The 25220-nt window shown below is 42.7% G+C and carries 22 protein-coding genes and 1 riboswitch; of the genes, 5 read left to right on the top strand and 17 right to left on the bottom strand.

Annotated elements, in window-relative coordinates; all coding sequences use genetic code 11:
- Positions 1 to 34 precede the first annotated feature (34 nt).
- Both BQ7344_RS14320 and BQ7344_RS14315 read right to left on the bottom strand, forming a co-directional pair.
- On the bottom strand, positions 35 to 2863 hold the full coding sequence (locus tag BQ7344_RS14320; RefSeq protein ID WP_072523082.1) for a methyl-accepting chemotaxis protein: 2829 nt from the start codon (positions 2861 to 2863) through the stop codon (positions 35 to 37).
- Positions 2864 to 2929: 66 nt separating this feature from the next.
- Positions 2930 to 4999, bottom strand: a complete 2070-nt coding sequence (locus BQ7344_RS14315) for an efflux RND transporter permease subunit (RefSeq protein ID WP_072523081.1) — start codon at positions 4997 to 4999, stop codon at positions 2930 to 2932.
- 213 nt (positions 5000 to 5212) lie between these two features.
- Here BQ7344_RS14315 and BQ7344_RS14310 point away from each other — a divergent pair, with 213 nt between their 5' ends.
- The gene (locus BQ7344_RS14310; RefSeq protein WP_072523080.1) at positions 5213 to 5821 is read left to right on the top strand and encodes a TetR/AcrR family transcriptional regulator; all 609 of its coding nucleotides are present in this window, start codon (positions 5213 to 5215) and stop codon (positions 5819 to 5821) included.
- Here BQ7344_RS14310 and BQ7344_RS14305 read toward each other — a convergent pair.
- The 7 genes from BQ7344_RS14305 to BQ7344_RS14275 all read right to left on the bottom strand — a co-directional run bounded on the left by BQ7344_RS14305 (position 5807) and on the right by BQ7344_RS14275 (position 14427).
- Positions 5807 to 6907 carry an ABC transporter ATP-binding protein gene (locus BQ7344_RS14305; protein ID WP_072523079.1) on the bottom strand — a complete coding sequence of 367 codons (1101 nt, stop codon included), beginning with the start codon at positions 6905 to 6907 and terminating at the stop codon, positions 5807 to 5809. The two genes, BQ7344_RS14310 and BQ7344_RS14305, sit on opposite strands and share 15 nt — an antisense overlap.
- Complete coding sequence (locus tag BQ7344_RS14300) at positions 6907 to 7923, bottom strand: FecCD family ABC transporter permease (RefSeq protein ID WP_072523078.1); 1017 nt, start codon at positions 7921 to 7923, stop codon at positions 6907 to 6909. The genes BQ7344_RS14305 and BQ7344_RS14300 overlap by 1 nt, the downstream gene beginning before the upstream one ends.
- Positions 7924 to 7938: 15 nt before the next feature.
- Positions 7939 to 9114 carry an ABC transporter substrate-binding protein gene (locus tag BQ7344_RS14295; RefSeq protein WP_072523077.1) on the bottom strand — a complete coding sequence of 392 codons (1176 nt, stop codon included), beginning with the start codon at positions 9112 to 9114 and terminating at the stop codon, positions 7939 to 7941.
- Positions 9115 to 9116: 2 nt separating this feature from the next.
- Positions 9117 to 10058 carry a hypothetical protein gene (locus tag BQ7344_RS14290; protein WP_072523076.1) on the bottom strand — a complete coding sequence of 314 codons (942 nt, stop codon included), beginning with the start codon at positions 10056 to 10058 and terminating at the stop codon, positions 9117 to 9119.
- 97 nt (positions 10059 to 10155) lie between these two features.
- Entirely contained in the window at positions 10156 to 11529 is a 1374-nt protein-coding gene (locus BQ7344_RS14285) for a sirohydrochlorin cobaltochelatase (protein ID WP_072523075.1), read from the bottom strand.
- Positions 11530 to 11701: 172 nt separating this feature from the next.
- A riboswitch (cobalamin riboswitch) is annotated at positions 11702 to 11906 on the bottom strand.
- A gap of 46 nt (positions 11907 to 11952) precedes the next feature.
- The gene (locus tag BQ7344_RS14280; protein ID WP_072523074.1) at positions 11953 to 13233 is read right to left on the bottom strand and encodes a Na+/H+ antiporter NhaC family protein; all 1281 of its coding nucleotides are present in this window, start codon (positions 13231 to 13233) and stop codon (positions 11953 to 11955) included.
- A gap of 15 nt (positions 13234 to 13248) precedes the next feature.
- Complete coding sequence (locus tag BQ7344_RS14275; protein WP_072523073.1) at positions 13249 to 14427, bottom strand: MFS transporter; 1179 nt, start codon at positions 14425 to 14427, stop codon at positions 13249 to 13251.
- Between the two features lie 135 nt (positions 14428 to 14562).
- Here BQ7344_RS14275 and BQ7344_RS14270 point away from each other — a divergent pair, with 135 nt between their 5' ends.
- Positions 14563 to 15099: a flavin reductase family protein gene (locus BQ7344_RS14270; protein ID WP_072523072.1), complete on the top strand. Its 537-nt coding sequence runs from the start codon at positions 14563 to 14565 to the stop codon at positions 15097 to 15099.
- Between the two features lie 94 nt (positions 15100 to 15193).
- Here the strand turns inward: BQ7344_RS14270 and BQ7344_RS14265 are convergent, their stop codons facing one another.
- From BQ7344_RS14265 to BQ7344_RS14255, 3 genes are read right to left on the bottom strand one after another with little or no spacing between them, the layout of a single operon-like run.
- Entirely contained in the window at positions 15194 to 15820 is a 627-nt protein-coding gene (locus BQ7344_RS14265) for a manganese catalase family protein (RefSeq protein WP_072523071.1), read from the bottom strand.
- 3 nt (positions 15821 to 15823) lie between these two features.
- On the bottom strand, positions 15824 to 16108 hold the full coding sequence (locus BQ7344_RS14260; protein ID WP_143143570.1) for a spore coat protein CotJB: 285 nt from the start codon (positions 16106 to 16108) through the stop codon (positions 15824 to 15826).
- A complete protein-coding gene (locus BQ7344_RS14255; RefSeq protein ID WP_083585559.1) occupies positions 16105 to 16389 on the bottom strand; it encodes a spore coat associated protein CotJA in 285 nt (94 codons plus the stop codon). The genes BQ7344_RS14260 and BQ7344_RS14255 overlap by 4 nt, the downstream gene beginning before the upstream one ends.
- A 155-nt stretch (positions 16390 to 16544) precedes the next feature.
- On the opposite strand from BQ7344_RS14255, the gene BQ7344_RS14250 reads away from it, so the two are divergent.
- Positions 16545 to 16856, top strand: a complete 312-nt coding sequence (locus tag BQ7344_RS14250; RefSeq protein ID WP_072523069.1) for an Ig-like domain-containing protein — start codon at positions 16545 to 16547, stop codon at positions 16854 to 16856.
- 625 nt (positions 16857 to 17481) lie between these two features.
- On the opposite strand, the gene BQ7344_RS14245 is transcribed toward BQ7344_RS14250, so the two are convergent.
- The 3 genes from BQ7344_RS14245 to BQ7344_RS14235 form a co-directional block, all read right to left on the bottom strand.
- On the bottom strand, positions 17482 to 17865 hold the full coding sequence (locus tag BQ7344_RS14245) for a DUF1284 domain-containing protein (protein ID WP_072523068.1): 384 nt from the start codon (positions 17863 to 17865) through the stop codon (positions 17482 to 17484).
- Positions 17862 to 18413 carry a biotin transporter BioY gene (locus BQ7344_RS14240; protein WP_072523067.1) on the bottom strand — a complete coding sequence of 184 codons (552 nt, stop codon included), beginning with the start codon at positions 18411 to 18413 and terminating at the stop codon, positions 17862 to 17864. The genes BQ7344_RS14245 and BQ7344_RS14240 overlap by 4 nt, the downstream gene beginning before the upstream one ends.
- Before the next feature lie 133 nt (positions 18414 to 18546).
- Positions 18547 to 19461, bottom strand: a complete 915-nt coding sequence (locus BQ7344_RS14235; RefSeq protein ID WP_083585558.1) for a mechanosensitive ion channel family protein — start codon at positions 19459 to 19461, stop codon at positions 18547 to 18549.
- Positions 19462 to 19640: 179 nt separating this feature from the next.
- Between BQ7344_RS14235 and trkA the strand changes: the two genes are divergently transcribed.
- Both trkA and BQ7344_RS14225 read left to right on the top strand, forming a co-directional pair.
- Positions 19641 to 20996: a Trk system potassium transporter TrkA gene (trkA, locus tag BQ7344_RS14230; protein ID WP_072523066.1), complete on the top strand. Its 1356-nt coding sequence runs from the start codon at positions 19641 to 19643 to the stop codon at positions 20994 to 20996.
- A 14-nt stretch (positions 20997 to 21010) separates the two neighbouring features.
- A complete protein-coding gene (locus BQ7344_RS14225) occupies positions 21011 to 22450 on the top strand; it encodes a TrkH family potassium uptake protein (protein WP_072523065.1) in 1440 nt (479 codons plus the stop codon).
- A gap of 330 nt (positions 22451 to 22780) precedes the next feature.
- On the opposite strand, the gene BQ7344_RS14220 is transcribed toward BQ7344_RS14225, so the two are convergent.
- Complete coding sequence (locus BQ7344_RS14220; protein ID WP_072523064.1) at positions 22781 to 24460, bottom strand: glycosyl hydrolase family 18 protein; 1680 nt, start codon at positions 24458 to 24460, stop codon at positions 22781 to 22783.
- Between the two features lie 233 nt (positions 24461 to 24693).
- The gene (locus tag BQ7344_RS14215) at positions 24694 to 24921 is read right to left on the bottom strand and encodes a hypothetical protein (RefSeq protein WP_072523063.1); all 228 of its coding nucleotides are present in this window, start codon (positions 24919 to 24921) and stop codon (positions 24694 to 24696) included.
- Positions 24922 to 25220 lie beyond the last annotated feature (299 nt).

Here is a 25220-nt window from a genome sequence, read left to right as displayed (position 1 = left end):
CAATCCGTTTCCCTGTCTGTCACATCATTTTTGATTATTTGTCGCTGTCGTTATCGATGGCTGCTGTCTCGATCACAAATTTGACATTTCCATCCATGCCGGTGGATTTTCCACTGAAGGAAGTGTAAGCATTGTCATCGGAACGGATCGCATCGAAGCGGTCCATAAGATCCTGAAGATCATCTTCTACAAGATCAGACAGTTTCTTAATACCTTCGTCGTCAAATTTCTTGGTTCCGTCTGCCAACTCTTTTGCGCCATCAGAAAGACTCTTGATACCATCCTTAACCTGTGTGCTTCCGCTGCTTAGTGTAGCAGTTCCGCTTACAAGCTGCTGTGCACCGGATGCAAGCTGTGCCGCACCACTTGTCAGTGTACCGCTGTTTGCTGAAAGCTGGGATGCTCCGCTTGTCAGCGTACCGCTATTTGCTGAAAGCTGAGATGCTCCGCCTGTCAGTGTCTTGCCACTTGTCTCAAGCTGTGTTGCACCGCTCTTGATTGTCCTGTTGTTCCTTGTAAGCTGTTTTGCACCGGAAAGAAGCTGGTCGATACCTTTCAGGAGAGTGGATTTATAACCAGTCTGTAAAGCTTTTGCTCCGTCTGCCAGTTTTTTTACACCTGTCTGGAGATCTGTAACATTCTTATTGTTTTCTCCCAGAATGTCCGGAAGCTCTTTTGCAAGTGCTCCAACCTTCGTCGCTACTGCACCGGCCGCAGCCTCCAGAGATGGCTGTTCCTTACTTCCGACTGTTCCCATAGCCTGCAGTGTCTGTGCTCCTGCTGCCAGTTTCTGTGCATCTTTACCTTCAACTAACGTGGTAAGACCTGCATCAATTCCATCTACATACTGCTTAATTGCAGTAAGACCTGCTGCTGTCTGTGCATCATCCTGTTTCTGTGTATCATCCGCATTCAGTGTTGCAAGACCGCTTTCAATCTGAGACAAACCGCTCTGAAGCTGTGCTGCGGCATCACCAACTGCGGCAGCCTGTTCACTCTGTGAGCTGACTGCTCCTGCTGCCTCCTGTACGGCTGCTGCCTGCTCATTCAGTCCGGAAACCTGACCAGCATGTGCTTCCAGACTTGCCACACCGCCCTGTGCGGTAGCCACACCACCAGAAATTGCACCGATTGCACTCTGTACTGCACTGTTTACAGCAGCTGCTGTTGCTTCATCCATGGAAGAAGTATCAATACTGCTTAAGATATCAATTGCGGAGCTTGCACTGTCCAGACCTGCTGAGATCGTACCTGCATCTCCCTGAAGAGCATCGCCGGTTCCTGCTGCCGCACTGACTGCATTTGCTGCTGCATTTAACTGATCTGCTGCAGAAGTTCCTGCTACAGCTGATACAGAGTTTGCTGCTGCCTGTGCGGTTGCAAGACCATCTTCAATCTGCTGTGTACCTGCTGCCGGAGAACTGCTGCCACCTGGAACCATACTGTCAACCAGCTTTTTCAGGGCATCTGTATTATCTTTCGCCCTTTTTACTCCCGGCATATAAGAATTAAGTAATCCATTTGCCAAATCGCCTGTACTTTTTGCAAAGCTCTGTGTACTCTGTGCAAATGTAATGATATCACTTAAATCCTGCGGTAAAGTCTCTAAACTTCCAGCCAATTTTTCGACCAGTCCGGAAACCCTTGTATTTAATTCATCCGTGCCTTTTACCAGATCATTAATTCCCGGTGTAAACTCTTTAGCAAGACCATTCTTTAATGTCTGAATTCCTTTCTGAAGAGTAGCAGCTCCATCTACATAAGTTTTCACACCGGAAGTCAGGGTATTGCTTCCTGCTACATACTGACTGACACCACTTGTCAGGGTATCCGCTCCTGCTACATACTGACTGACACCACTTGTCAATGTATCTGCTCCAGCTGTATAAGAAGATACTCCGCTGCTGAGTGTTGACGCACCACTTGAAAGTGTGCTGACCCCACTTGACAGCGTTCCGATACCGGAATCAAATTCCTGATATTTCTCATCGAGAGTAGATGCACCGTCTGAAAGTTCTTTGCTTCCATCAACCAGCTTAGTTGCTGCATCAGTCAGATCATCCATAGAATCTTTCAGGTCATCCAGTCCGTCTACATCATTCAGATCAAGAGAATTAAGAAGGTCTGTCAGAGCAAATGTAAAAGTAGAACTCATGCTGAAATCTGTAACATCTGCTTCCATTGTAAAACCTTCCGGAATATCCAGATCAATATCTTCGTCTATACTCTTGAGATCAAGGCTGTCTGCCAGTCCCGGCATTCCGACGCCGATTGCGATGTTTCTCTGTCCATCGGAGAGGACTTTACCATTGTCGATCGTGACATTTGTAAAATTGTCGGTAGGAAGAATCATGGCTGTTGCCATAACAAACGGCGCATATACATCGGTTGTTTTCTTTCCTACTTTTGTTTTGTTCTTAACTTTATTTGTGTAGTTTACTTCAATCTTTAAGTGACCGCTCTTGCCGCCGAGATCACTCGGACTTACCTGCACACCGTCCAGATAATACTTGATTTCCATAGATACAGGAAGATCTTTATTCGTAGTTCCCTGATAATAGATATCTTTGTCCTCTGTATTCCATGTCAGATTGGAACCATCCTGTTCAAAAGTCTCATCACCTTTGACATTCTTGATATCTTTCAGATCAGATTCATCACTTAAATCTCCTGCTGATGCAGAGTTTTTCAGCCAGTCGGATACTGTAATATCTTCCGGTGTTCCGTCTGCTGCCGCATTTACATATACGGTCTCTTCTTTTGAAATATCTGTATCTGCCGCAAGTACCGGGCTCACACCCATTACCATTGTCATTCCTACTGCCACAGAAGCTGCCACTACTTTTTTTCTGTTTCTGTTCATGTTCTACGACTCCTTTTCCAGCCATTGGCTTCATTTATATGTTTCAATCATCATGTACGTGTTTTGTTATTTCTTATCCGGTAAAAATCCTTTGGATGTATGAACAATGATCGGGTCAAATACCATAAACATTGCCGGCAGAATCAGCAATACTACGATCGTACTGATCACCGCACCTCTTGCAAGAAGGGTACAGATGGAACCGATCATATCAACCTGTGAATAAAGGGCAACACCGAATGTTGCGGCAAAGAAACTGCATCCACTGACAATAATTGACTTCATAGAGAATTTATGTGCAATGGAAATCGATTCTTTCTTTGTCTTCCCGAGGTGCCTCTGTTTCTGGTAATTACTTGTCATCAGGATCGCATAGTCAACAGTTGCTCCCAGCTGGATTGCGCCAATAACGATACTTGCCACGAATGGAAGTGTTACTCCCTGATAATACGGAATTGCCATGTTTACAAAAATCGCAAACTCAATAACTGCCAGAAGGATGAAAGGCAGTGAGATTGATTTGAATACAAACAGGATGATCACAAAGATTGCTGCCATGGAGAGAATATTTACTCTCTGGAGGTCTACGTCTGTCGTATCCTGAAGGTCTTTCATCAATGGTGCTTCACCGATGACCATAGATTCTGGACTGTAAGATTTGACGATCTCCTGAATCTTGTCAAGCTGTGCGTTACATTCATCTGTTGCTGATGAATATTCAGAGCATACAAACTGCACTTCATAATTATCGGATTCAAGCATTTCCCTGATATTTGACGGAATCATGGATTCCGGGAAAGTCGGTCCGATCAGGGAGTTCATACCCAATGACCATTTTACACCGTCTACTTTATCAATCTGATCCAGCATCTGTGTCTTCTGTTTGCTGTCCAGTCCGTTTTTCAAAAGTACCATATGTACGGTACTCATATCGAAGTCTTCTTTCAGTTTGTCATTGGCAACATTACTTGCCAGTGTAGACGGAAGAGATTTATCGATATTGTAATAAATCTGTGTATGGTTGTTTCCGTAAATTGCAGGATACAAAAGTACCAGAAAAACAATCAGCCATACTTTATAATGTTTTGTAATAAAACCGGATGCTTTATCAAGGCTCGGAATCAAAGCTTTGTGTTTTGTCTTTTCGATTGCTCCGTCAAATACAAGGATCATTGCCGGAAGAACGGTAACACAACAGATAACACCAATGACAACACCCTTCGCCATAACGATACCCATGTCACGTCCAAGTGCAAATGTCATAACACAAAGTGCAAGGAAACCGGCAATTGTTGTAACGGAACTTCCTGCTACGGATTTAAAAGTATCTCCTATCGCATGTGCCATCGCACGTTCTTTTTCATCGTATTTCTTCTTATAAGCTTCAAAGGAGTTCAGAAGGAAAATGGAATAGTCCATTGTTACACCAAGCTGAAGCACTGCTGTCAGTGATTTTGTGATGTAGCACACCTGACCGAAGAAAATATTACTTCCGAGGTTGTATACAACCGCAAGTCCTACACTGATCAGGAACAAAACCGGAATTACCAGTGAGTCCATCGCAAGAATCAGAACCAGAAGGGAGAGGCAGGCAGCGATCACAACGTAGATCGGCATCTCTTCCAGGGCAATGTTCTTGATGTCGGTTACGACTCCTGACATACCACTGATGTAACACTGCTCATTTGCAATCTTACGCATGTCTGTGACTGCTTCCATTGCTGCATCGGAAGATGTCGTATTATCAAACAATGCAATCATCATCGTTGCATCTCCATTGAAGAATGCGTCTTTGAATTTATCCGGGATCATGCTTACTGGGATGCTTAAATCAGCTACACTGTCATACCACAGCACATCTTTCACATGATCTACATCCTGAAATTTTTCCTTTAATGCTGCTACGTCTTTCAGATCCATATTTTCGACAACTACCATGGAGAATGCACCCATTCCGAATTCATCCACCATGATGTCCTGACCTTCTACTGTCTCCAGAGAATCCGGCAGATAGCTTAAGATATCGTAGTTGACTCTCGTTGCTGCCATTCCCAGGAATGATGGTATCAGCAGAAGCAGACTGACTATGACAATCACGACTTTATGCTTCGCAATCCATTTTCCAACCTTAATCATCTTGTCCTCCTTATTGACTTTCTTTCTCATTTATGACTGTTAGTCACTTTTTATTCATACAGAGTTATATACCAAAACTGACCATTAGTCAATATACGTTTTGACCAATGTGTCCAAAAATTCTTTTGTATTTTTTGTAATATTGACTTTTGGTCAGTTTTGACTATAATAAATAACGAAGTTGTTTTTCGTAATTTAGAGGGAGGTTTTCTGATGGGAAAAGTAGAATCAAATAAAAAACAGAAAAAAGATGCTCTGTTTAACACTGCATTTGAGCTTTTCACCACAAAGGGCACAAACAAAACTACGATCTCAGATATCGCAGATAAAGCCGGTGTCGCCAAAGGAACCTTCTATCTGTATTTTAAAGATAAATATGATATCAGGAACAAATTAGTTTCCTATAAAACAAAAGAACTTTTTTACCAAGCCTATCAGTCGGTTCTTGAACATAAGATTTCAGGATTTGACAACCAGCTTCATTTTATGGTTGATTTTATTCTGGACAGTCTCGAGCAGGATTATGCCCTTCTTGTTTTTATCTCCAAGAATCTTTCATGGGGCGTTTTTCAGGCAGCTCTCGATGATAAAATGCCGGACAGTGATCAGCAGTTTTATCAGCAGTATCTTGAATTAATAAAAAAAGATGGCCGTACTTACGACCATCCTGATCTGATGCTTTTCTCTGTTATTGAGCTTGCAAGCTCCACCTGCTACAGCTGCATTCTTTATCAGCAGCCGGTTTCACTGACCGAATATCGTCCTTATCTGCACCGGACAATTGATGCAATCCTGACAAGTTTTGAATCAAAGGGACTTTAGTTTTCCATCCTGCCGCGCTTTTTCCACAAGTTTTCGGTTTCCTTCATTCATCGGACCGAATTTATCCACACAGCAGATGACTTCTCCACAAAGATCCATGAGATTCTGCGCTTTCACCAGATTTTCTTCTGTAATCTTTTCAAAAGCTTCTTCACAGATCACTTCTGCCGCCAGCGCTTTCGCGACTTCATAATCCACATCATTTTTATGAATGATACCTGCCACAAACGGTATTCCTGCACGCTGCAGTCTGCGATATGTCGGTATTCCCATACCATTTCCACCGATTACAAATACCTGCGGTTTCCCCTCCGGCGCGCCCATTTCCAGACATCCGAATGAAGCATTATAACTGCCTGTCGTAATTCCGTAGAGATGATGGATATATTCTGAAGTAAAAATCTCCTCCGGTGTTCCGTATTTTTCAATCTGGTCTCCATGCACGCAGATCACATAATCTGAAATCTTCTGTGCCAGATCCAGTTCATGAAGAGACATCAATACTGCCGTATGATGCTCCAGAACCATCTTCTTTAATATAGAAAGAAGTTCCAGCTTATGACGGATATCCAGAAAAGATGTCGGCTCATCCAGAACGATGATCTCCGGTTCCTGACAGATTGCTCTCGCAAGCAGAATTCGCTGTCTCTGCCCGTCGCTGATTGCAGTGAAATCACGGTCTTTAAATTCAAGCGCATGCACCATTTCCATTGCGTTATGCACTTTTTCCCAGTCTTCCTTCGAAAGGATTCCAAGTGTTCCGGTATATGGGTACCGCCCTGTTGCCACGATATCCTCACAGGTCATCAGCTCCGGACGGATACGCTCTGTCGTCACAACCGCAAGCTTACGTGCGACCTCTTTTCCTGACATATGGCTCATCAGTTCCTGATCGAGATAAACCGTTCCGCTGATCAGTTTTAACTGTCTCGTCAGACTCTTTAGAATCGTAGACTTTCCGGCACCGTTCGGTCCGATCAGAGTCAGGATCTCACCACGATTTAACCGGATCTCTATATCTTTAATCAGTGGTTTTCCATCATATCCCACTGTCATCTGCTCAGAATGAACAAAATATTCTCCCATCAGGCCATCCTCTTTCTTCGTATCATAATATAAATAACTACCGGAGCACCAAACACTGCGGTCACAGAACTGATGCTGAGTTCTGTCGGTGCAAACGCTGTCCTTGCGATCAGATCACAGAACAGACAGAATACGGCACCGCCAAGGAAACATCCCGGTATGATCAACAATGGTCTTGATGTTTTCATCAGACTCTTTACAAGATGCGGTACGGCAATACCCACAAAGGAAATCGGACCTGCAAAAGCAGTCACACAGGCTGACAGAACACTGGATAACAAAATCAGTGCAACGCGAAAGGCCTTAATATTGACACCCATATTCTGTGCGTAGCCTTCTCCCAACTGATAAGCACTGATTGGTTTTGACATCAGAAATGTGATAAACAATGCAACAAACACCACAACTGCCATCACAGAAACATTATCCCAGCTTGTACCGGAAAAACTTCCAAGTGACCAGTTATGAAGATTTACAATGTTGGAATCGTCTGCAAAAGTGACTGCAAAATCTGTCACAGCTGAACAGATATATCCAATCATAATGCCACTTACTACCAACATGGACATCTGCTTTACTTTCCTTGAGATCAGAAGAACAAATCCCATAGAAATCAAAGAACCGATAAATGCCGCAATGATCATGACTCCGGATGTGGCAACCATAGATTTTCCAAGAAGATAGATCATAGTAAGTGCAACAACCAGTTTTGCCCCGGAAGAAATACCAAGTACAAAAGGTCCCGCAATCGGGTTTCCAAAAAAGGTCTGCAGAAGAAAACCGGATACAGAAAGTGCACCTCCAAGTATGACTGCTGCCAGTATTCTCGGAAGCCGGATTTCCCATACAATATTATAGGCGGTCTGATTTCCTTCTTTTTGGAATAAAATCCGAAAAACATCTTTTAACGATATCGGAATGCTTCCCGAATTGATATTCCAGAATACCAGGACCAGCAAAAGAATGATCAAGACTGTAAAAGACAGCCAGTATCTGAAATGTAATTTCTTCCGCATGTTACGTTCCTCTCTTTATTTCAGCTTATGCATATACGTCAGCGTATCCAGATCCGGATCATCTGATGTCAGCATCGTATGAATATCCTCGATCATAGTACCGAGTTCCATCGTCTCCTGAAACAGATTCTGATTGGTACACCAGACATTCCCATCTTTGACAGCCTTAAAATCCGCCAGCAGGGAGCTTTTTTCGAGGAGCTGGCTGATGTCCGTCAGCTCTCCGTCAATGGTACTGTTGTAGATAATATAATCGGCATCTTTGGCACCGGCATAAAACTCTTCCATCTGCATATTCATCGTGGACAGGGAATTGTCTTCCTCCGCCCCCAGATCATCAAAGATATATTTTCCACCGGCAAGCTCGATCATTTTTGATACATAATCGCCGGATTTACGGACATTGGCAGCACCAACAGAATTAATATAGAAGAAAGCCACTGTTTTTCCGGTAGATTCGCTGTCTTCGATTGCTTTCAGCTTATCTACCTGTTCCTGAAAAAGCTTATCCGCCAGATCTTCTTTTCCCAAAAGGACACCATATAATTTCAGCCATTCCGTTCTTCCGAGTGGGTGACTTTCATAACTGGAATGCTCTACCAGAACAGGAATTCCAAACTGCTCCAGTTTTTCTTTTACCTCCGGTTTGTGATAGATCATTGTGGACTCAATTGCAAGATCACAGCCTTTTGATAAAATCAGTTCATAATCCGGTGCACTGTATTTTCCTGCAAAAGAAATACTGCCATCTTCCAGAGCCTTCTTTGCCTCATCGATATACCAGCCATCTGCATTTGTTCCGGAAAGACTGATGCTGTCAAGTCCGTCCAGCGCACAGAAAAGGTCCATTGCTGAAGTTGCCACCAGATAAATATTCTGAAGCGGCTGTCTGATCACAGCAATGTCACTGTCCAGCCCATCCGGTGCTTCCTTCCCATCCGGTACGAGGAGAAACTGCCCGTCACCTTCAATCGTGATCAACGCATAACCGTCTTCATAATAATCTACTGAAAACTGATCTGCATACTGAAGTTCCAGACTGTGGTCATATTTCAGCCCTGCAAGGTCCTGTTTTGTTTCTGTATCTTCTGTTGTTTCCTGCGCATCTGCTGCCTGTATCAGAACAGGTGCAGACAACAGAAGCGAAGTACTTAAAACCGCACATAAAAACATACGTAACTTATTTTTCATTTTTATTTATCTGCCTCTTTAATACTTGCGGAATCAAACTGTAACGTATATTCGATTTCATGAGGAGTGCTCATAGCAACCGTATCTGCAACTACTTCCATTGGATAGTCAAATCCGTCTACCGGAATTTCAAATACAGAATTGCCATCCTCATTAACCGGCTCATATTTTTCATCACCGATCAGCATATAATCGTAGTACGGACTGCTCCACTCTACAGATGCAGTTACCTCACCATCTTTGACAGTAAATTTCGCCGGTGATGTTACAGATGCTTTGCCGGAGCCACCTTCCATCTTTACTTCTGCGGTATAGTCGCCATCTTTCAGCTTCAGATCCTCAGCAGTTACTTTTTTTGTATCCTCTGTTGTTTCAACTGAAGCATCTGATTTTTTTTCCGGATTTGTAACTTTTACTTTATGGTCATACCATTTATCTTTTGTTCCGATCAGGGCAACGTCAAATTCTTCATCAATCGCAGGTACCGGAATGTCAAATCCGTAAACTTCATCTGTCATTCCGTCACTGTAGGTAACCGTATCTGTCGTTGGCTCAAGAATCTCTGCACCGTCTTTCTGAGCATCTTCTGCCGTTCCAACAAAGAGATTTACGATTTTTTTGGAATTCAGACTTACATGAATGGTCATTTTGCCATCTTTGACAGTCAGTTCACCTTTTCCGTCGTTTGCTTCATTTACATGGAACATGGAGCTGTCGGTATCAAACTCTGCTGTGTAGACACCATCTTCCAGGACATCACCTTTTGCAGTATCGTCTGCTTTGGCACTTTCTGATGATTCGTCTGTTTTTGTCTCTTCTGTAGTTTCCTGCTCTGCGGATTTTGCAGAAACTGCCTTCGCTCCTTCTGCCAAAACCGGGCTGTAACTGCCGATCATAAGTGCTCCACTTAATACACATGCCATCATTGCCACTGAACGTTTCATAATATAAAATCCTCCTGTTTTACAGGAAATGCCCGGAAGGACCTGAATCCTCCCGGGCAGCCCCCGTTATCTTAGATACAAATCATGTATTATTTTATTATTCTGCAGCTTCTTCTGTTGTTTCTGCTGCATCATCTGCTGCTGTGTCGTCTGTTGCTTCTGCTTCAGCATCATCTGTTGCTGCTTCAGCATCTGCTCCAAGGGAATCAATTGCAGCTTTTGTATGCTCTACATACAGATCTTCTACTGCTTCAATTCTTCCAAGTCCTTCAATCTGGCAGTCAATGCTGTCAAAAGCACCTGATGCTTCGAACTGGGATTTCCAGGAATCTTCATCATCACCAGCCATATCATTGTTTGCATGATCACCGGCAACAACCATCAGCGGACGAAGAACAACTTTCTTGAATCCTGCGTCTTTAACTTTTGCAATAACAGCCTGGCATTCTGTATCTTCCGGCTCACCTTCTACAGTACCGATGAAAGCGTTTGTGAATCCAAGGTCATCCATCTGTGTCTGCATCTGGTCGTATGTTACATTTGCTGTATGGGAAGTACCATGTCCCATGAATACGAATGCTGTTCCGTCTTCTGCTGCAGCTTCCATGCTGTCATATCCTGCGATCTTGCAGGCTTCATCTGTGATAGCCTGTGCAACTGCTTTCTTGTCATCGTTGATAACAGTCGCATCATCGCCTACTTCACCAAGCATTGGCTCTGCGATTGCTACAGATTCGAATTTATCTTTGTATCCATCGATTGCTTCGGTCATTTCATCGTATTCAGCACCATGCATCAGATGTGTAGGCTGAACAACAAGATTTTTAACTCCGTTAGCAACTGCACGATCAAGTGCCTGCTGCATGTTATCAATCACTTCATCATCTCTTGCCTCTACATGGTTGATGATGATCTGTGCTGTAAATGCACGTCTTACAGACCAGTCCGGATATGCTTCCTGAAGTTTGTCTTCGATTCCTTTGATATCCTGTGCACGGCTGTCATTGAAAGAAGTACCAAAACTTACAACGAGAAGCTCATTCTCACCGATTTCATCCTGATTACGTGGATCATCCTTGGATGCATCACCTGTATCTGCACCGAAATATTCCGGGCTTGCTTCTTCGCCTTCAACCAGTTCTTTCTGAGCATCTGTCAGTTTGTCCCATGCTTCTTTTGCAGCTTTGCAGTCTTCGTCAGTTGTATCGTTTCTTTCCTGAACGTAGATCTTGTCGATCAGTGCTGCAACTTCGTCTGCTGCTGCCTGGTCATCATCGGATGCTTCTTCTGTGTCAGCAGCATCTGCGTCTTCTTCTGTATCTGCAGCATCTGCGTCTTCTTCTGTATCTGCTGTTTCCTCTGTTGCTGCCTCTGCAGTGTCATCAGAAGCATAAATGCTTGCAGATCCCATCATTGTGACTGTTGCTACAGCCATAGCCAGTGCCAGTGCTTTTACAGTTTTGTTTTTCATGTTTGTTTCCTCCTGTACTTGTGGTTTTCATGAAAATTAAAATGAATAACAAAGTACGGCTGATAGTCCGGTGGATAGTTTTATGTATTTTTTACACAAAAAAACTCCTGCACCGGGCTAAGAGTTTCTGGATTATGGTACAACCAATTACTCGTGATCCGGAATTAAAAAATCCCCGTACCAACAGCAGGCAGGTTTCCTGACTTACAGATCAACACATAAAAAGTCGCCTTCCCGGTTCTCCAGTGGCTGCGCATCCACGCATGACTTTACATTCCCTGTTTACAGTGACGAGATCGTACAGGACTTACACCTGTTTCCCTTTTAACTTGTGATTTCTTATAAAAATCATCTGCACCTGTTGTTTTATTATTCAATTTCTTACAGAATACCACTATTTTTTCAACTTTACAATAGTTCCGGTTATTTTTTTATCAATAAGTCCCACAGAGGCAGCAGGTACAAAAACAATGCAAACAGTACGCTGCTCTCCGGTGCGCCTACTGCTGCCAGTGGCACAGCGCCTGCAATTGACCATGGTATAAGCGGTGCTATGACCACTGCGCTGTCCTCCAGATAGTTGGCAAATTTTTCTTTATTTGCTTCGGTTCTGCTGCACAACTGATCCGTCAAAATAATCGACAATGTCTGGTTACATGCCACAACGCCGGTCAGAACTGCCGTCACAAATACTGCCAGATATGGTTTCGTCTTGTCTGCAAGTGCGATGACCATTTTTTGAATGCCATCCAGAATACCGGTTTCCTGGAAGATACCGGAATAGGATGATGAAATGCAGACTATCGCGCCTACCTTTACCATAGAAGAAATTCCTCCACCATCCAGCATAGATGCCACCGCAGAATCTGCGGAATGAAAGCCGGTCAAAATCAGCATCGAAAGATTTTTTACCGGAATTTCCTGAAACCAGATGCAGATCGGTATCGCTGTAAGAATACTCGCGATCATCGAAATTTTTACTCCGGCCTGCATTACCGACAATACCAGAATCACAACTGCCGGAAGCAATGTGATCCAGCCAATCTGAAATTCGTTTCCAAAAATTTTTACAAGATCCGGCACTTCTGCTGTGCCATGAAGGTTCCTGCTGACACAGAAATAAATAAGCGCTGTCACGATAAACGGTACCGCCCCACTTCGTATCATATTTCTGATATTTCGGTAAACACTGGTTCCCGTCAGTTCAGAGACAAGAAGTGCGCTCGTTGATACCGGTGAACAGCGGTCTCCAAAATAAATGCCGGACAAGATTGCCCCGCCTGCCATCCACGGACGGATACCAAGTGTTGATGCGATTGTCGCACAGACAACGCCCATCGTTGCCGCGGTTCCGAAAGAAGTCCCCGTCAGCACAGAAACAAGGCAATTCAAAAGAAACGTCATAAGAAGAAAAGTAGATGGTTTTATCAGATGAATCGTATAACAGATGATTGCAGGAATCGTCCCTGCCTGACGCCAGAGCGCCGTCAGCATCCCGATCAGAATAAATGTAAACAGGATGTTTCTGACTTTTTTGATCCCCTGCAGTATCATCTTCCCTATAGATTTCCATGTATAGCCCTGTTTTCGGCTGTAGAAGCTAAACAAAACCAGCCCCGCAAAGAGCGCATATAAAATAAAATGATTGGTTGCGATACATATAATAAGCAAAATACAGAATATAGTTAGGGTCAGAGTTGCCATGTGGGGTGTCCTTTCCTATGCTGTCTTCTCTGCGCTAAAGAAAATAATCACTGCTCCAACTGCTGCAGAAATCGTTGCAAACAGGAGCATAGTATTGACACCGGAGAAATCGATCAGCGCACCGCCGAGGAAAGCTCCGATTACACTGCCAAGTGTGTAAGTCATCGTGATATATGCCTGTCCTTTGATTGCATCTTCTGCATCCATAATGGAATTTACATAGTAGACCGATGCCGCTGCCATCAGCCCCCATCCCAGCATCTGGAAAATTTGGATACCGTAAAATACTGTCATATTTGGTGCAAGCAGTGAACCAAGTGATTTCAGTGTGAAGAAAATACCTGTCAGACGGAACCAGATATCACAACGTGCTTTTTTCAGCATATAACCAAACAGAAATAAGGTCGGAAGTTCGGACATTGCTGCAATTGCAGTTGCGGTTCCCATTTCTGAACTGCCGCCGCCTTTACTCTGAACAATCTGGAAAGTAAAACTGTTCAGAAGAACATGTCCGAGATAAATCAGGATACATCCGACAAGTACTATTGTGAAGCGTTTGTATTTACGTAAAAACTGTAACGGATTTGATGTTTGTTTCTTACTGTTGTCCCCTGTCGGCCCTGAGCTGTTTTTTGTAAATGGAAACAGTGCCAGACAGCCCATTAGTACAAGTGTAACAATCATGATGCATACCGGTACTGCTGTAATTCCGGTGCGTGATGTAATAATTCCAAGGACATAGGAAAGTGCTGCATAAGCTACCGAACCCATCCCGCGGGCAATACCAAAATTAAGATTATGTCCCTGATTGATACTTTCCATTCCAAGAGAATTGATAAACGGGGTCAGAAGCTGAAGCAGGGTCACACCGCAACCATAGACAACTCCGGTCAGCAATATTGATTTGCAGAAAAGAAGGGAAATTCCGAGAATCAGCTGCAACACCAGCAGTAACTGCAGGAATTTTTTCAGGGAAGGGCTTTCCGGACGGTCTGCATAACTGGCCAGCACCGGCTGAAGAACTGCTGACAGGATACCTGCAATCGCAATGATGATGCCGATCTCTGTATTGGAAAATCCGCTTCCGAGAAGATAAAATCCGGAATATCCCATGATCGCCGCAAAATTCATCCAGTACAGTCCCTGGATAAATGCATAAAGCGGTGTCAGATTTTTGGTTTTTACTGAAGACATAATGAAGACTCCTTTGATATGTATTGTTTCTATTATACATTGGATTGTGAAATGGATAAAGCATAAAATACTTGCGAATTTCATTTTTTTATTTTAAGATGAAGAATATTGATATGAAACAGGAGGAAAGCCAAAATGAAGAAAACAATAGATGTTTATGAACATATGGGAGAAATTCTGAAAGGGGTAAAATCAGGAGTACTCATTACTGGTAAAGCTGATGATAAAGTAAATTCCATGACTATCTCATGGGGAATGATTGGAATCGAATGGGGAAAACCGATTTTTGTTACCTTTATCAGAGAAAACCGTTTCACAAGAAGTCTCATTGAAAAGACTGGCGAATTTACAGTCAGCATTCCTATTGATGACAGTGCGAAAAAAATCCTCGGCTTCTGCGGTTCCAAATCAGGAAGAGACATTGATAAAGCAAAAGAAATTGGCCTGACTTATGAAGAGCCGGAAATGACTTCTGTTCCGGGAGTAAAAGAACTTCCATTGACACTTGAATGTAAAGTTGTCTACAAACAGGCACAGGATATGAATGCAATGACCGAAGAAAACAAAGCAAAATTTTATCCGCAGGATGTAGACAGTTTGTTTACCGGTTCAAACAAAGATACACATGTGGCATATTATGGTGAAATCGTAAATGCTTATGTAATTGAGTAAATTATCTGTATAAGCGTGAAAACAGCTCCCCGCCATTGGGGAGCTGAATTTTTTGCGTGTGTATTGAAGCAGTGCCATGAGTATATTCTCTGATTCAGGGATTTTTACAGGATGCTTCGCATGGGCAGTCAAAACTCGGATTGAAAGCGTAGAAATTCTTTTCATCAAGCTGTTCCTGTACAGAACGGAGTGCTTCACCGAAACGCTGGAAATGCACGATTTCACGAGCTCTCAGGAATCGGATAGGATCTGCAACTTCCGGAATGTCACGTACTACACGAAGGATGTTGTCATAGGTTGCACGTGCTTTTTGTTCTGCGGCAAGATCTTCAAACAAATCCGTGACAGGATCTCCTTTGCTCTGGAATTCACAGGCATTAAAAGGTACTCCTCCGGCGGCCTGCGGCCAAACACCGACTGTATGGTCAATATAGTATGGTCCGAAACCGCTCTTTTCGATTTCTTCCATAGAAAGCCCTCGGGTGAGCTGATGCACGATCGTGGAAACCATTTCCAGATGAGCCAGTTCTTCCGTGCCGATATCATTCAGAACTGCGATAGCGGTTCGGTTCGGCATCGTAAAACGCTGGGAGAGGTAACGCATGGACGCTCCGATTTCGCCATCCGGGCCACCATACTGACTCATGATAAACTGTGCAATTTTTGCATTAGGTGTCTTTATATTGACCGGGTATTGGAGTCTTTTTTCATAATTCCACATAGACTATCTGCAACCTCCTTCCACTTCCCACGGAAATGGCTGTTCTGCCCATTTCCATGTATCACCGTCGGACTCCAACGCGTCATCTACAGTCAAAGGCCCATAACACTGTGCATATTCTTTCATAAGTTTCTGTCGTTCTTTATCACATTCCTGATAAAAAGCAAGCCCTTCTTTGCACTTCGGATGGGTATCAAGATACAGAAGAATGTCGTTGACTGCAAAGCTGACTTCATTAATCCGGTTCAACAGATTCTCACGAGGTGTGCACTGATTTCGATACATCATTTCTGCTTACCTCTCTTTCCACAAAACGGTTTGCACAACTGCGGGAAAACAGTTCCCACTTTCAGGGCATAACTCAGATCATACGTCGTCGTAAAATCCTGATAAGGAACATATGCCATTGCAGGTTCCATATGATCAACGTGTGTATACATTTCCTTTCCGGAAACTGCCGGCTTCTCAGTCAGGGTCCGGCGGGTACAGGACATTTCTCTTTGATTTCCCATGCCGCAGGTTGTATTATATGGTCGACCGCAGCCACGGCGCATCTGATAATTTTCCATGAACAATCCTTTCTGGTGAAAAAGTTGTTTCCTTATATTTTATGAAATAAAAAAGGCCAGTGTGCATAAATGAGAATCCGTAGTATAATTAAGAAAATACACTAAGGAGGAATGTTTTATGAAAAAGAAATCAAAGATACTTTCCCTGCTTCTTGATGGTAGTCGGACAAAAGACAACCATTAAAACACCTGTAAAAATGACCTTCAAAGGCAGTAATCCCAAAGTAGCTGCCGTAAACTCCACTGGAAAAGTTACTACAAAAGCAAAGGGAAATGCCACTATTACAGCAAAAACCTCAGATGTAACATGGACTTACAAAATCAAAGTAGAAAAGCCTAAACTGAGTAATATCAAATTATCAGTTTATACTAAGACATCAAAGCAACTGAAACTCAAAGGTACTTCGCGTAAAGTTACCTGGTCATCCAGTGCTCCATCAGTTGTCAGCGTGAATAAAGGGAGTTAGTTACCTTTGATTTCACTAACTCTCGTCTGAGGCATCCTAAATTGTTAATTAAGTTGACTTGAATATTAGTAGATTCTGTCAGAGTCATCTGAATTTCAAAATTTAGTTACCTATGATTTTCGTAACATGTATATAAGTCATCTGAATTCCAAAATTTGATGGACCAGAATCTCAGCTTCCGCTGGTTAGGTCATCAGAGACTGGTGTTTTTGTGGACTTGAACGAGGATTTCTTTCATGTTGGTCATTCTAGTTGGCTTTTGAAGGTGACTTGTCCTAACACAAGCGCAGTCTAAGCATATTGATTGTGCATTTCTCGCATTTATTTTCTGAATAAAAAGTCTGGGTTTCACAATCCTTGTCATGTGTGTTATCCTGATAATATGCTGCAACAGTCGCCCCCACCCGTGAAACGGGTGGCTCGTAGGACGGCTATAAGCCTTTAATGCTAGGCCAGCGTCTCAAAGCGCTGGCTTTCGCTTTGCTCCAGCCACATTGCGCTTGACTCGTCGCCGCCCTTAAAAGGGCATGCCTACACGCTGCGTAGACATTTTGAACAGGCTAAAGCCGAACCAAAAACGTGCCACACAGTACTATGACTGTATGGCACGTTTCTAATTTCATACTTATTTCCATCTGCTTTCTTTCCGGCTGCATATCTCATTCCACTGACAGCCGCCACAGATTTCCACACGTTTCCCGGTCTCGATAATGTTCTTCTGAACTTTATCCACAAAATCCCGGAAATTCAGATTTTCTCTTTCTTTTAATCCACAATACTCCAGCACTTTCCGATCGTAATGTTCTACGAGATCTGCACTTAAGCATACACCATGTTTAAGATTTGGACAGGCTTTGCAGATTTCATCACCGAAAACTGCCATTTCCACATCTGCGCCTTTCTCCAGAAGTTCCAGCATATGCTGCATATTTCCGGTAAAACCATCACTGTATCCTTTTCCCTCGAAATACGCCAGACACATCCCATGGTGAGGTCTCAGCCTGATCATGCTACAAATTTACGAAGCTTTCTGGAAAGTCCATAAGCAAGTACGATTTTGATAATATCCGGAATGATGAACGGAATCACGCACCATCCAAGAACGGTTGCCAGACCAACAGCTCCGTTTGCTCTGCTGTAAACGATCATAAACCATGCAGTACCAAATGCATAGCAGACAATCAGTCCTACGATCATAGAAACAATCTGCATCACTGCTTTTTTGCCAGGAAGTTTTTCCATTGCCCACATTACAAGTGCAGAGAAAAGAAATCCGATGATATACCCACCGGTCGTTCCTGCAAGAACACCGATTCCACCGGAAAATCCTGCAAATACCGGCACACCGATGGCTCCGAGAAGGATAAATACAAGAACAGAAAGTGTTCCTCTTTTTCCTCCGAGAATCCCTACGGCAATAAAAACACCAAATGTCTGCAATGTAAACGGAACTGCTGCCGGAATGGAAATCCAGGAACAAATCGCCATAATCACTGCAAAAACGGCAATGTATACAATGTCATAAGTTTTACTTCTGGTTACTGCTACTGTACTCATTTTGTCCTCCTCGCGATAACAGACTTCTGTCATCTGATCTTTGTTTTGATTTTAACAATTTAACACAGCATGCCCACATTGTCAACCTATCATCGCAAAAAGGTTTACATTTTCTCGTATCATAGTTTACATTCTATTTCTGATGTACATAGACTTCCATCTGATTATATGGAATCACGATTCCATTTGCATCGAATTCTTCTTTTATTTTCTGGTTCAGACGCCATTTTACTGCCCAGTAAGATTCAGTGGCAACCCACACTCTCAACCCCATAATCACGGCACTTTCCGCCAGTTCATCTACGAAGACAACCATCTCCCGGCTGTCACTCTTTGTATCCGGATCGTCTTTCAGTATTTTTTCCAGAATGGTCTTAGCCTTCTGAATATCTGCCTCATAAGAAATTCCTACTTTGATCTCAAGTTTACGATTCTCTTTCGCCGTCACATTAATGATCGTACTATTGGACAATGTACCATTCGGAACTACAACTTTCTTGTTATCAATACTGAGAAGTGTCGTATAACAGATCTCAATCTTTGCAACCGTACCTTCACAGCCATTCGACTGATCCTGAATAATATAATCTCCCACTACAAACGGCTTAAACAAAAGCAGGAGAACACCGCCTGCCAGGTTTGCAAGCCCTCCCTGCAGTGCCAGACCAACTGTTACACCGGCAGTTCCCAGTAAAGCCGCTACTGATGACTCTTTTACCCCAAGGCTCACTGCAATGTTGATGATTAGAAGGATATACAGAATCGCTTTGCCCGCAGAAGATGCAAACTGCACAACACCTGCATCTACATTTGCCCGTTCCAGCGAACGCCGCATGATTTTCAGAAGCCAGTGGATAATTTTTCTTCCTACAAAAAATACAATGATCGATAATACAACTTTTATGCAAAATCCGGTCACCGCCGGAATCTGATCCTGCAGATACTGTTTAAAATCCAGAATATCTTTAATGCTTTCTTTTACACTGCCAATTCCCATTTCCTGCAGTCCCTGATCAACTTTACTGACTGTTTCATCAACTGTGCTCATAAAAAGCTCCCTTCGTTATTTTTGCATACAACCAGCATACTCTTTTTGTTTGCAAAACTGTAGTTTTAATATAACACAAATTTTACACAAAAACTATTTTATATGTTTAAAATCCTCATATAGAGTGATATAATGAAAACGCTTATAATAGATATATACTTTATTTTATGGAGGAAACCATGCATATTATAATTGTTGGGTGTGGAAAAGTTGGACGCACCCTTGCGGATCAATTGCAGGAAGAAGATACAGATCTGACGCTGATCGACACTGATCCTGATGTTATCAATGATCTTACTGAGGATATCGATGCAATGGGAATCGTCGGCAACGGTGCCAGTATCAATACACTGATGGAGGCTGGTGTAAAGACCGCCGATATCATGATTGCAGTAACTGCTTCTGATGAGCTGAACCTGCTCTGCTGCCTTATTGCACAGAAGACCGGTCACTGTCAGACCATCGCCCGTGTACGTAATCCGATCTACAGCAAAGAGATCAGTTTCATCAAAGAGCGTCTCGGACTGTCCATGATCATCAATCCTGAACTGGCAACTGCCAGAGAAATTTCACGATTGCTCCGTTTCCCGGCCGCAATCAAAATCGATCCATTTTCCAGAGGCCGTGTAGAGCTTCTGAAGTTTAAGGTTCTTCCGGAATTTGGTCTGGATGGAATGTCCATCTCTCAAATTACAGACAAGTATCGCTGCGATATTCTTTTTTGTGCAATCGAAAGCAAAACGACCTTAAGTATTCCGGGTGGTGATCATCTGGTTCATAATGGTGATTTTGTTTCTATCATCGCAACTCCGAAAAACACTGCCCAGTTTTTCAAAAAAATCGGCCTGAAAACGCATCAGGTCAAAAATACTCTGATCATTGGTGGCGGTACAATTTCCTACTATCTTGCAAAGACTTTGTCCGACCTGAAGATCAGCGTCAAAATTATCGACAAAAATAAAGAACGCTGTGAAGAACTCAGTGAAATGCTTCCGGATGCAACGATTATCTGCGGAGATGGCACTGACCGTTCCCTGCTTCTTGAAGAGGGACTCTCCACTGTAGAATCTTTCGTCACACTGACCAATATGGATGAAGAAAACATCTTCCTTTCCCTGTCGGCCAAGAACCTGACACAGGCAAAGCTGATCGCAAAAGTCAACCGTCTTCCATATAAAGATGTCATTGATGATCTTGATATCGGAAGTGTTATTTATCCTAAATACATCACCTCTGATTCTATTCTTCGTTATGTACGCGCCATGCAGAATACAATCGGCAGTAATGTGGAAACACTTTATCATGTCCTTGATAATCAGGCAGAGGCATTGGAGTTTATTATCCGTGATGAATCCCCGGTTGTCGGCATACCGCTTGCAGACTTAAATCTCAAGCCAAATCTCCTCGTATGCTGCCTTACCCGTGAAGGAACTGTCCGGATTCCACGAGGTCAGGACTCTATCCAGATTGGTGATAATGTCATTATTGTAACTACACACAAGGGACTTCGCGATATTCGCGATATCCTTGCGTAAAATGAGGTGTATCGATGAATTTTCGTATAATTGCATATATTGTAGGATGGGTGTGTAACTTTCAGGCAATCTTCATGGTGCTTCCCTGTATCACAGCCCTTGTTTATCAGGAGCATGAATTCTTTGCTTTCCTGATTTCCATGATACTCTGCCTCATTGTCGGTATTCCTCTGACAGCCCGTAAACCAAAAAACAAAGTATTTTACACAAAAGACGGATGCGTTGCTGTTGCATTAAGCTGGCTGGCACTCTGCATCTTTGGATCCGTTCCATTTGTACTGAGTAACTCCATTCCGCATCCGATCGATGCTTTTTTTGAAACTGTTTCCGGTTTTACTACGACCGGTTCCAGTATCCTCACGGATGTAGAAGTTCTTCCTCACTGTATTCTTATGTGGCGTAGTTTCACACACTGGATCGGTGGTATGGGCGTTCTGGTATTTCTGCTCTCCCTGCTGCCACTTGCAGGCGGTTATCATATGAATCTGATGAAGGCAGAGAGCCCGGGACCTTCTGTAAGTAAACTGGTGCCCAAAGTACAGCAGACAGCCAAAATTCTGTATTCTATCTATATCGGAATGACGCTCCTTCAGATCGTTCTGCTTCTGATTGGAAATATTCCTTTATTCGATACATTATGTATTGCATTCGGCACTGCAGGTACCGGTGGATTCGGTATCAGAAATGACAGTATGGGAAGTTACAGCACCTATTGTCAGATTGTCACAACAATATTTATGATTTTATTCGGAGTAAACTTTTCCGCATATTATCTGATCCTTACAAAAAAGATCCGACAGGCACTTAAATTTGAAGAAGTCCGTTACTACTTCGGAATCATTGCTGCTGCAATTCTTGTGATCGGACTTAATACTATGCACCTGTTCCAGAATCTTGGTGTTTCCATACAGCAGGCAGCATTTCAGGTCGGATCCATTATCACCACAACCGGTTTTTCCAGTGCTGACTTTAATCAATGGCCCGCCCTGTCAAAAACAATTCTTGTGCTACTGATGTTTGTTGGTGCATGTGCCGGCAGTACCGGCGGTGGAATCAAGGTTTCACGTATTCTGATTCTCTGTAAAGCTGCAAAAAAAGAGTTCCAGTTATATCTGCATCCAAATGCTGTCAAAAAGATTAAAATGGATCAGAAAACGATCACTCATGATATTTTGAGATCCACAAATATCTATCTGACCCTTTATCTTCTGATCTTTGCAGTTTCCATACTGCTTATATCACTGGATAACTTTGATATGACTACCAACTTTACCGCAGTCACCGCAACACTTAACAACATCGGTCCCGGACTTGAGATTGTCGGACCTATGGGAAATTTCAGTTCTTTCTCTTATTTCTCCAAATGTGTTCTGGTTTTCGACATGCTTGCCGGACGACTGGAGATTTTCCCACTGTTGCTTCTCTTCTTTAAAGGGACCTGGAAAAAATTCTGATGTAAAAAATTGATTTCTTCACAATTTATTCAAAATCGCATCACATTTTTTTCACACTTATCTAGTATAGTAGTCACTGTAGAGAGCGAAAGCTTTCTATAAAATATTTTTCTTTTTCATACGCGCCGGTACGAAAGTACCGGCCTCCTTCCATTTATGGGACTTTTTTATCAGTCCTGTGTAAGAAAAGATTTTATGAATATTTTTTTATAAAACAAAAAGCACTTTACTCAAGTATTTCCCAGCCATCTATGCTGAGGATTTTTTCTTTAAGTAAAGTGCTTTTCTGTATGTTATCTTCTGTAAAATTTCTTATCTGTCAGGATGTTCTCAGGATGCTGCCTGAAGATTGTCGCTGATCGTCTGCCAGATACTGCTGTTCTCAAATCCGAGTTTCCACTGTGCCACACCTGCCAGGTTATATTTCTGGATCAGTTTTACCTTCTCGGCAATTGACTGTGCATCTTCCAGCCAGATTTGATACGTTGAATTATCCTGCTCGAAAGTCGCATAATTCTGTCCGACACTTCCATCCCAGACAGCCTCTACTCCATTTGTACTGAGTACATTCTGCGCCTCATCCATTCCGATTGCTTCACTGGTCACAGCTCCTCCGGTAGTTTTCCAGAGTCTCGTATAAAACGGAATAGCAAGGATAGTTCTCTCCGGTGTAACCTCAGCGATTGTATCCTGTACACCCTGTTCAACCCACGGAAGAGATGCAACGGAGCCCGCATCAGAGCCAACATAATGCTCATCATAGCCCATAATGATGACATAATCCACTACAAGTCCCTGTTCTTTTCTGTCATAATGACTGGTAAAATCCTCCGGAACCGGGTTATCCACGGAAACCACCAGATTATTTTTGTGACATTCAATAGAAAGTTCTCTCAAAAATTCAAGGAAATGCGGTCCTGCATCCTCACTGAGCGACTCAAAATCGACATTAATTCCATCAAGACCTACCGATAAAGCTGTCTGTACAAGCTGCTGAATGATATTCTGTCTGGATGCCAGCTGTGAAAGTGTGTCTGTCGTGCTCACATCTGCAGTAAAGTTGTCAATCAGTCCCCAGACTTTCAGACCTTTCTCATGTGCCAGTGACACATAATCCGCTGACGCGATATTTCCGATATTTCCCGCTGTGTCCTGAATATAGAACCAGGTAGGAGAGATCACATTGACTCCACTGATATTTGCAATACTGTCAGCAAGATAAGCATTTGCCTCCTGTGTCGTCACCTGGTGCCAGCTTAAATTCACTTTATCCTCCATAGTAAGGTAAGTGTATTCTTCTTTCTGGAAATCACGTTCAAAATCTTTTTTTTCCATATCGGAGAGCTTATCCTTCTGAATATACCCGATATAACCATCCGTTGTCGCTACCTGTACCCAGTCTTCCAACGCTTCCATATAGATCAGCGTCGTACCTTCACTGACGTCTGTCAGAATCGGTGATTTGATTCCTCCACGGTAGCGAATACTGGTATCTTTCTTTACTGTTGCAGTATTTACTGATGTAAACTGATGCTGGATCGCAATTCTTGAAGGATTGTCATACACATATGCATCCAGATCCGTAAATTTCTTTACAAAATCAAGATTCAAATAAACAGAGCCGGCCTTTAACCAGACCTCACTGTCTCCACTCTCTGAAGCCGGATAATACTGAAGTTCTGAAGGTGTAGCATAAAGAATCTGCTGATTCGCACTATCCCAGTAATATCTCTGATTCAGATATGTATTTACCATATCCAGAGGGAGATAAACTCTGTCTCCGGATTTTACCGCCTTAGTCTCCATAATATCTGTACCAAGAATAACGGTCATTTCATCCTCGCCCGTCTGTCCATAATATTCCGTCAGGTCCATTCGTTCTTTCGTAGGAATATACTTTTTGATAAAGTGCATTCCCACCCCAACAGCTGCCAGTACTAAAATCAATATACACACAATCACTATCGGCTTCTGCTGTTTCTTCATTTGTTTCTCTGTCTCATGTTTCATCTGTTTCTCCCTTTTGACTCAGAGAATCTCTGAGTTTTCTACAGTTTCTTCTGAAAATTGACATATACTTTTTTATTATATCATGTTTTTTATGGCTTGTGTCGTTTATTTAAAATTTCACACTTCTGCAAAACTGTAAATCTATTTCAGGAAGGGATTTTCTGATGTATGGTTAAGTATTGTAGGGAAAGCTGCTTACAGGCAAATCAGAAAATCCCCTCTTCCTATATGCCCTAGGTGTTTTTTATCCGGTCAAAATCTACTCTTGCGATCCGTCCGTTCTCATCTTCTGTATAATCCCGCATATAACATCCGTCTTCTGCGATCATACAGGCTCTCGCTATCGTCTTCGGCTTACTTGGACTGCCGTCCAGGTAAAGTTCCACACCTTGTCTGCGGTAAAGCTTCAGCTCTGACTTCAGAGGCTTTACGGGATCATTGTGTTTCTTGTCATGTGACATATTTTCTTAGTCCTTTCCTCCTTTCCTTGTGATTTTGATTTTAGAAAACACCTGATAGGTTTAAGAAAAAATACCGGAACGATAATTGAACTTAATCTTAGGGAAATTGCTTGCTGCCACAGCGTGAATGCTGCAGGACATGTATCTGGCAATGACTTTATGTAAAAAAAGAATTGTGTTATTGTGTAAGTGTTGGTTTGCTGTAAAAATGTTTTTCAACTATCCTCTACACAAATATTTTTTCTTACGGCTTATTATACCTGTATTTTTGATATATGCAAGCGTTTTTGTCATTTTAT

This window comes from Blautia sp. Marseille-P3087 (genome assembly GCF_900120195.1).
Lineage (GTDB): Bacteria > Bacillota > Clostridia > Lachnospirales > Lachnospiraceae > Blautia_A.
The sequence above is the reverse complement of the archived record's forward strand: the minus strand, read 5'-3'. Positions and strand labels throughout refer to the sequence as shown.

What these genes read in the sequence shown, in the direction of transcription:
- BQ7344_RS14320 (WP_072523082.1), bottom strand. Translation starts at nt 2,863, where the DNA reads ATGAACAGAAACAGAAAAAAAGTAGTGGCAGCTTCTGTGGCAGTAGGA.
- BQ7344_RS14315 (WP_072523081.1), bottom strand. Translation starts at nt 4,999, where the DNA reads ATGATTAAGGTTGGAAAATGGATTGCGAAGCATAAAGTCGTGATTGTC.
- BQ7344_RS14310 (WP_072523080.1), top strand. Translation starts at nt 5,213, where the DNA reads ATGGGAAAAGTAGAATCAAATAAAAAACAGAAAAAAGATGCTCTGTTT.
- BQ7344_RS14305 (WP_072523079.1), bottom strand. Translation starts at nt 6,907, where the DNA reads ATGGGAGAATATTTTGTTCATTCTGAGCAGATGACAGTGGGATATGAT.
- BQ7344_RS14300 (WP_072523078.1), bottom strand. Translation starts at nt 7,923, where the DNA reads ATGCGGAAGAAATTACATTTCAGATACTGGCTGTCTTTTACAGTCTTG.
- BQ7344_RS14295 (WP_072523077.1), bottom strand. Translation starts at nt 9,114, where the DNA reads ATGAAAAATAAGTTACGTATGTTTTTATGTGCGGTTTTAAGTACTTCG.
- BQ7344_RS14290 (WP_072523076.1), bottom strand. Translation starts at nt 10,058, where the DNA reads ATGAAACGTTCAGTGGCAATGATGGCATGTGTATTAAGTGGAGCACTT.
- BQ7344_RS14285 (WP_072523075.1), bottom strand. Translation starts at nt 11,529, where the DNA reads ATGAAAAACAAAACTGTAAAAGCACTGGCACTGGCTATGGCTGTAGCA.
- BQ7344_RS14280 (WP_072523074.1), bottom strand. Translation starts at nt 13,233, where the DNA reads ATGGCAACTCTGACCCTAACTATATTCTGTATTTTGCTTATTATATGT.
- BQ7344_RS14275 (WP_072523073.1), bottom strand. Translation starts at nt 14,427, where the DNA reads ATGTCTTCAGTAAAAACCAAAAATCTGACACCGCTTTATGCATTTATC.
- BQ7344_RS14270 (WP_072523072.1), top strand. Translation starts at nt 14,563, where the DNA reads ATGAAGAAAACAATAGATGTTTATGAACATATGGGAGAAATTCTGAAA.
- BQ7344_RS14265 (WP_072523071.1), bottom strand. Translation starts at nt 15,820, where the DNA reads ATGTGGAATTATGAAAAAAGACTCCAATACCCGGTCAATATAAAGACA.
- BQ7344_RS14260 (WP_143143570.1), bottom strand. Translation starts at nt 16,108, where the DNA reads ATGATGTATCGAAATCAGTGCACACCTCGTGAGAATCTGTTGAACCGG.
- BQ7344_RS14255 (WP_083585559.1), bottom strand. Translation starts at nt 16,389, where the DNA reads ATGGAAAATTATCAGATGCGCCGTGGCTGCGGTCGACCATATAATACA.
- BQ7344_RS14250 (WP_072523069.1), top strand. Translation starts at nt 16,545, where the DNA reads ATGGTAGTCGGACAAAAGACAACCATTAAAACACCTGTAAAAATGACC.
- BQ7344_RS14245 (WP_072523068.1), bottom strand. Translation starts at nt 17,865, where the DNA reads ATGATCAGGCTGAGACCTCACCATGGGATGTGTCTGGCGTATTTCGAG.
- BQ7344_RS14240 (WP_072523067.1), bottom strand. Translation starts at nt 18,413, where the DNA reads ATGAGTACAGTAGCAGTAACCAGAAGTAAAACTTATGACATTGTATAC.
- BQ7344_RS14235 (WP_083585558.1), bottom strand. Translation starts at nt 19,461, where the DNA reads ATGAGCACAGTTGATGAAACAGTCAGTAAAGTTGATCAGGGACTGCAG.
- trkA (WP_072523066.1), top strand. Translation starts at nt 19,641, where the DNA reads ATGCATATTATAATTGTTGGGTGTGGAAAAGTTGGACGCACCCTTGCG.
- BQ7344_RS14225 (WP_072523065.1), top strand. Translation starts at nt 21,011, where the DNA reads ATGAATTTTCGTATAATTGCATATATTGTAGGATGGGTGTGTAACTTT.
- BQ7344_RS14220 (WP_072523064.1), bottom strand. Translation starts at nt 24,460, where the DNA reads ATGAAACATGAGACAGAGAAACAAATGAAGAAACAGCAGAAGCCGATA.
- BQ7344_RS14215 (WP_072523063.1), bottom strand. Translation starts at nt 24,921, where the DNA reads ATGTCACATGACAAGAAACACAATGATCCCGTAAAGCCTCTGAAGTCA.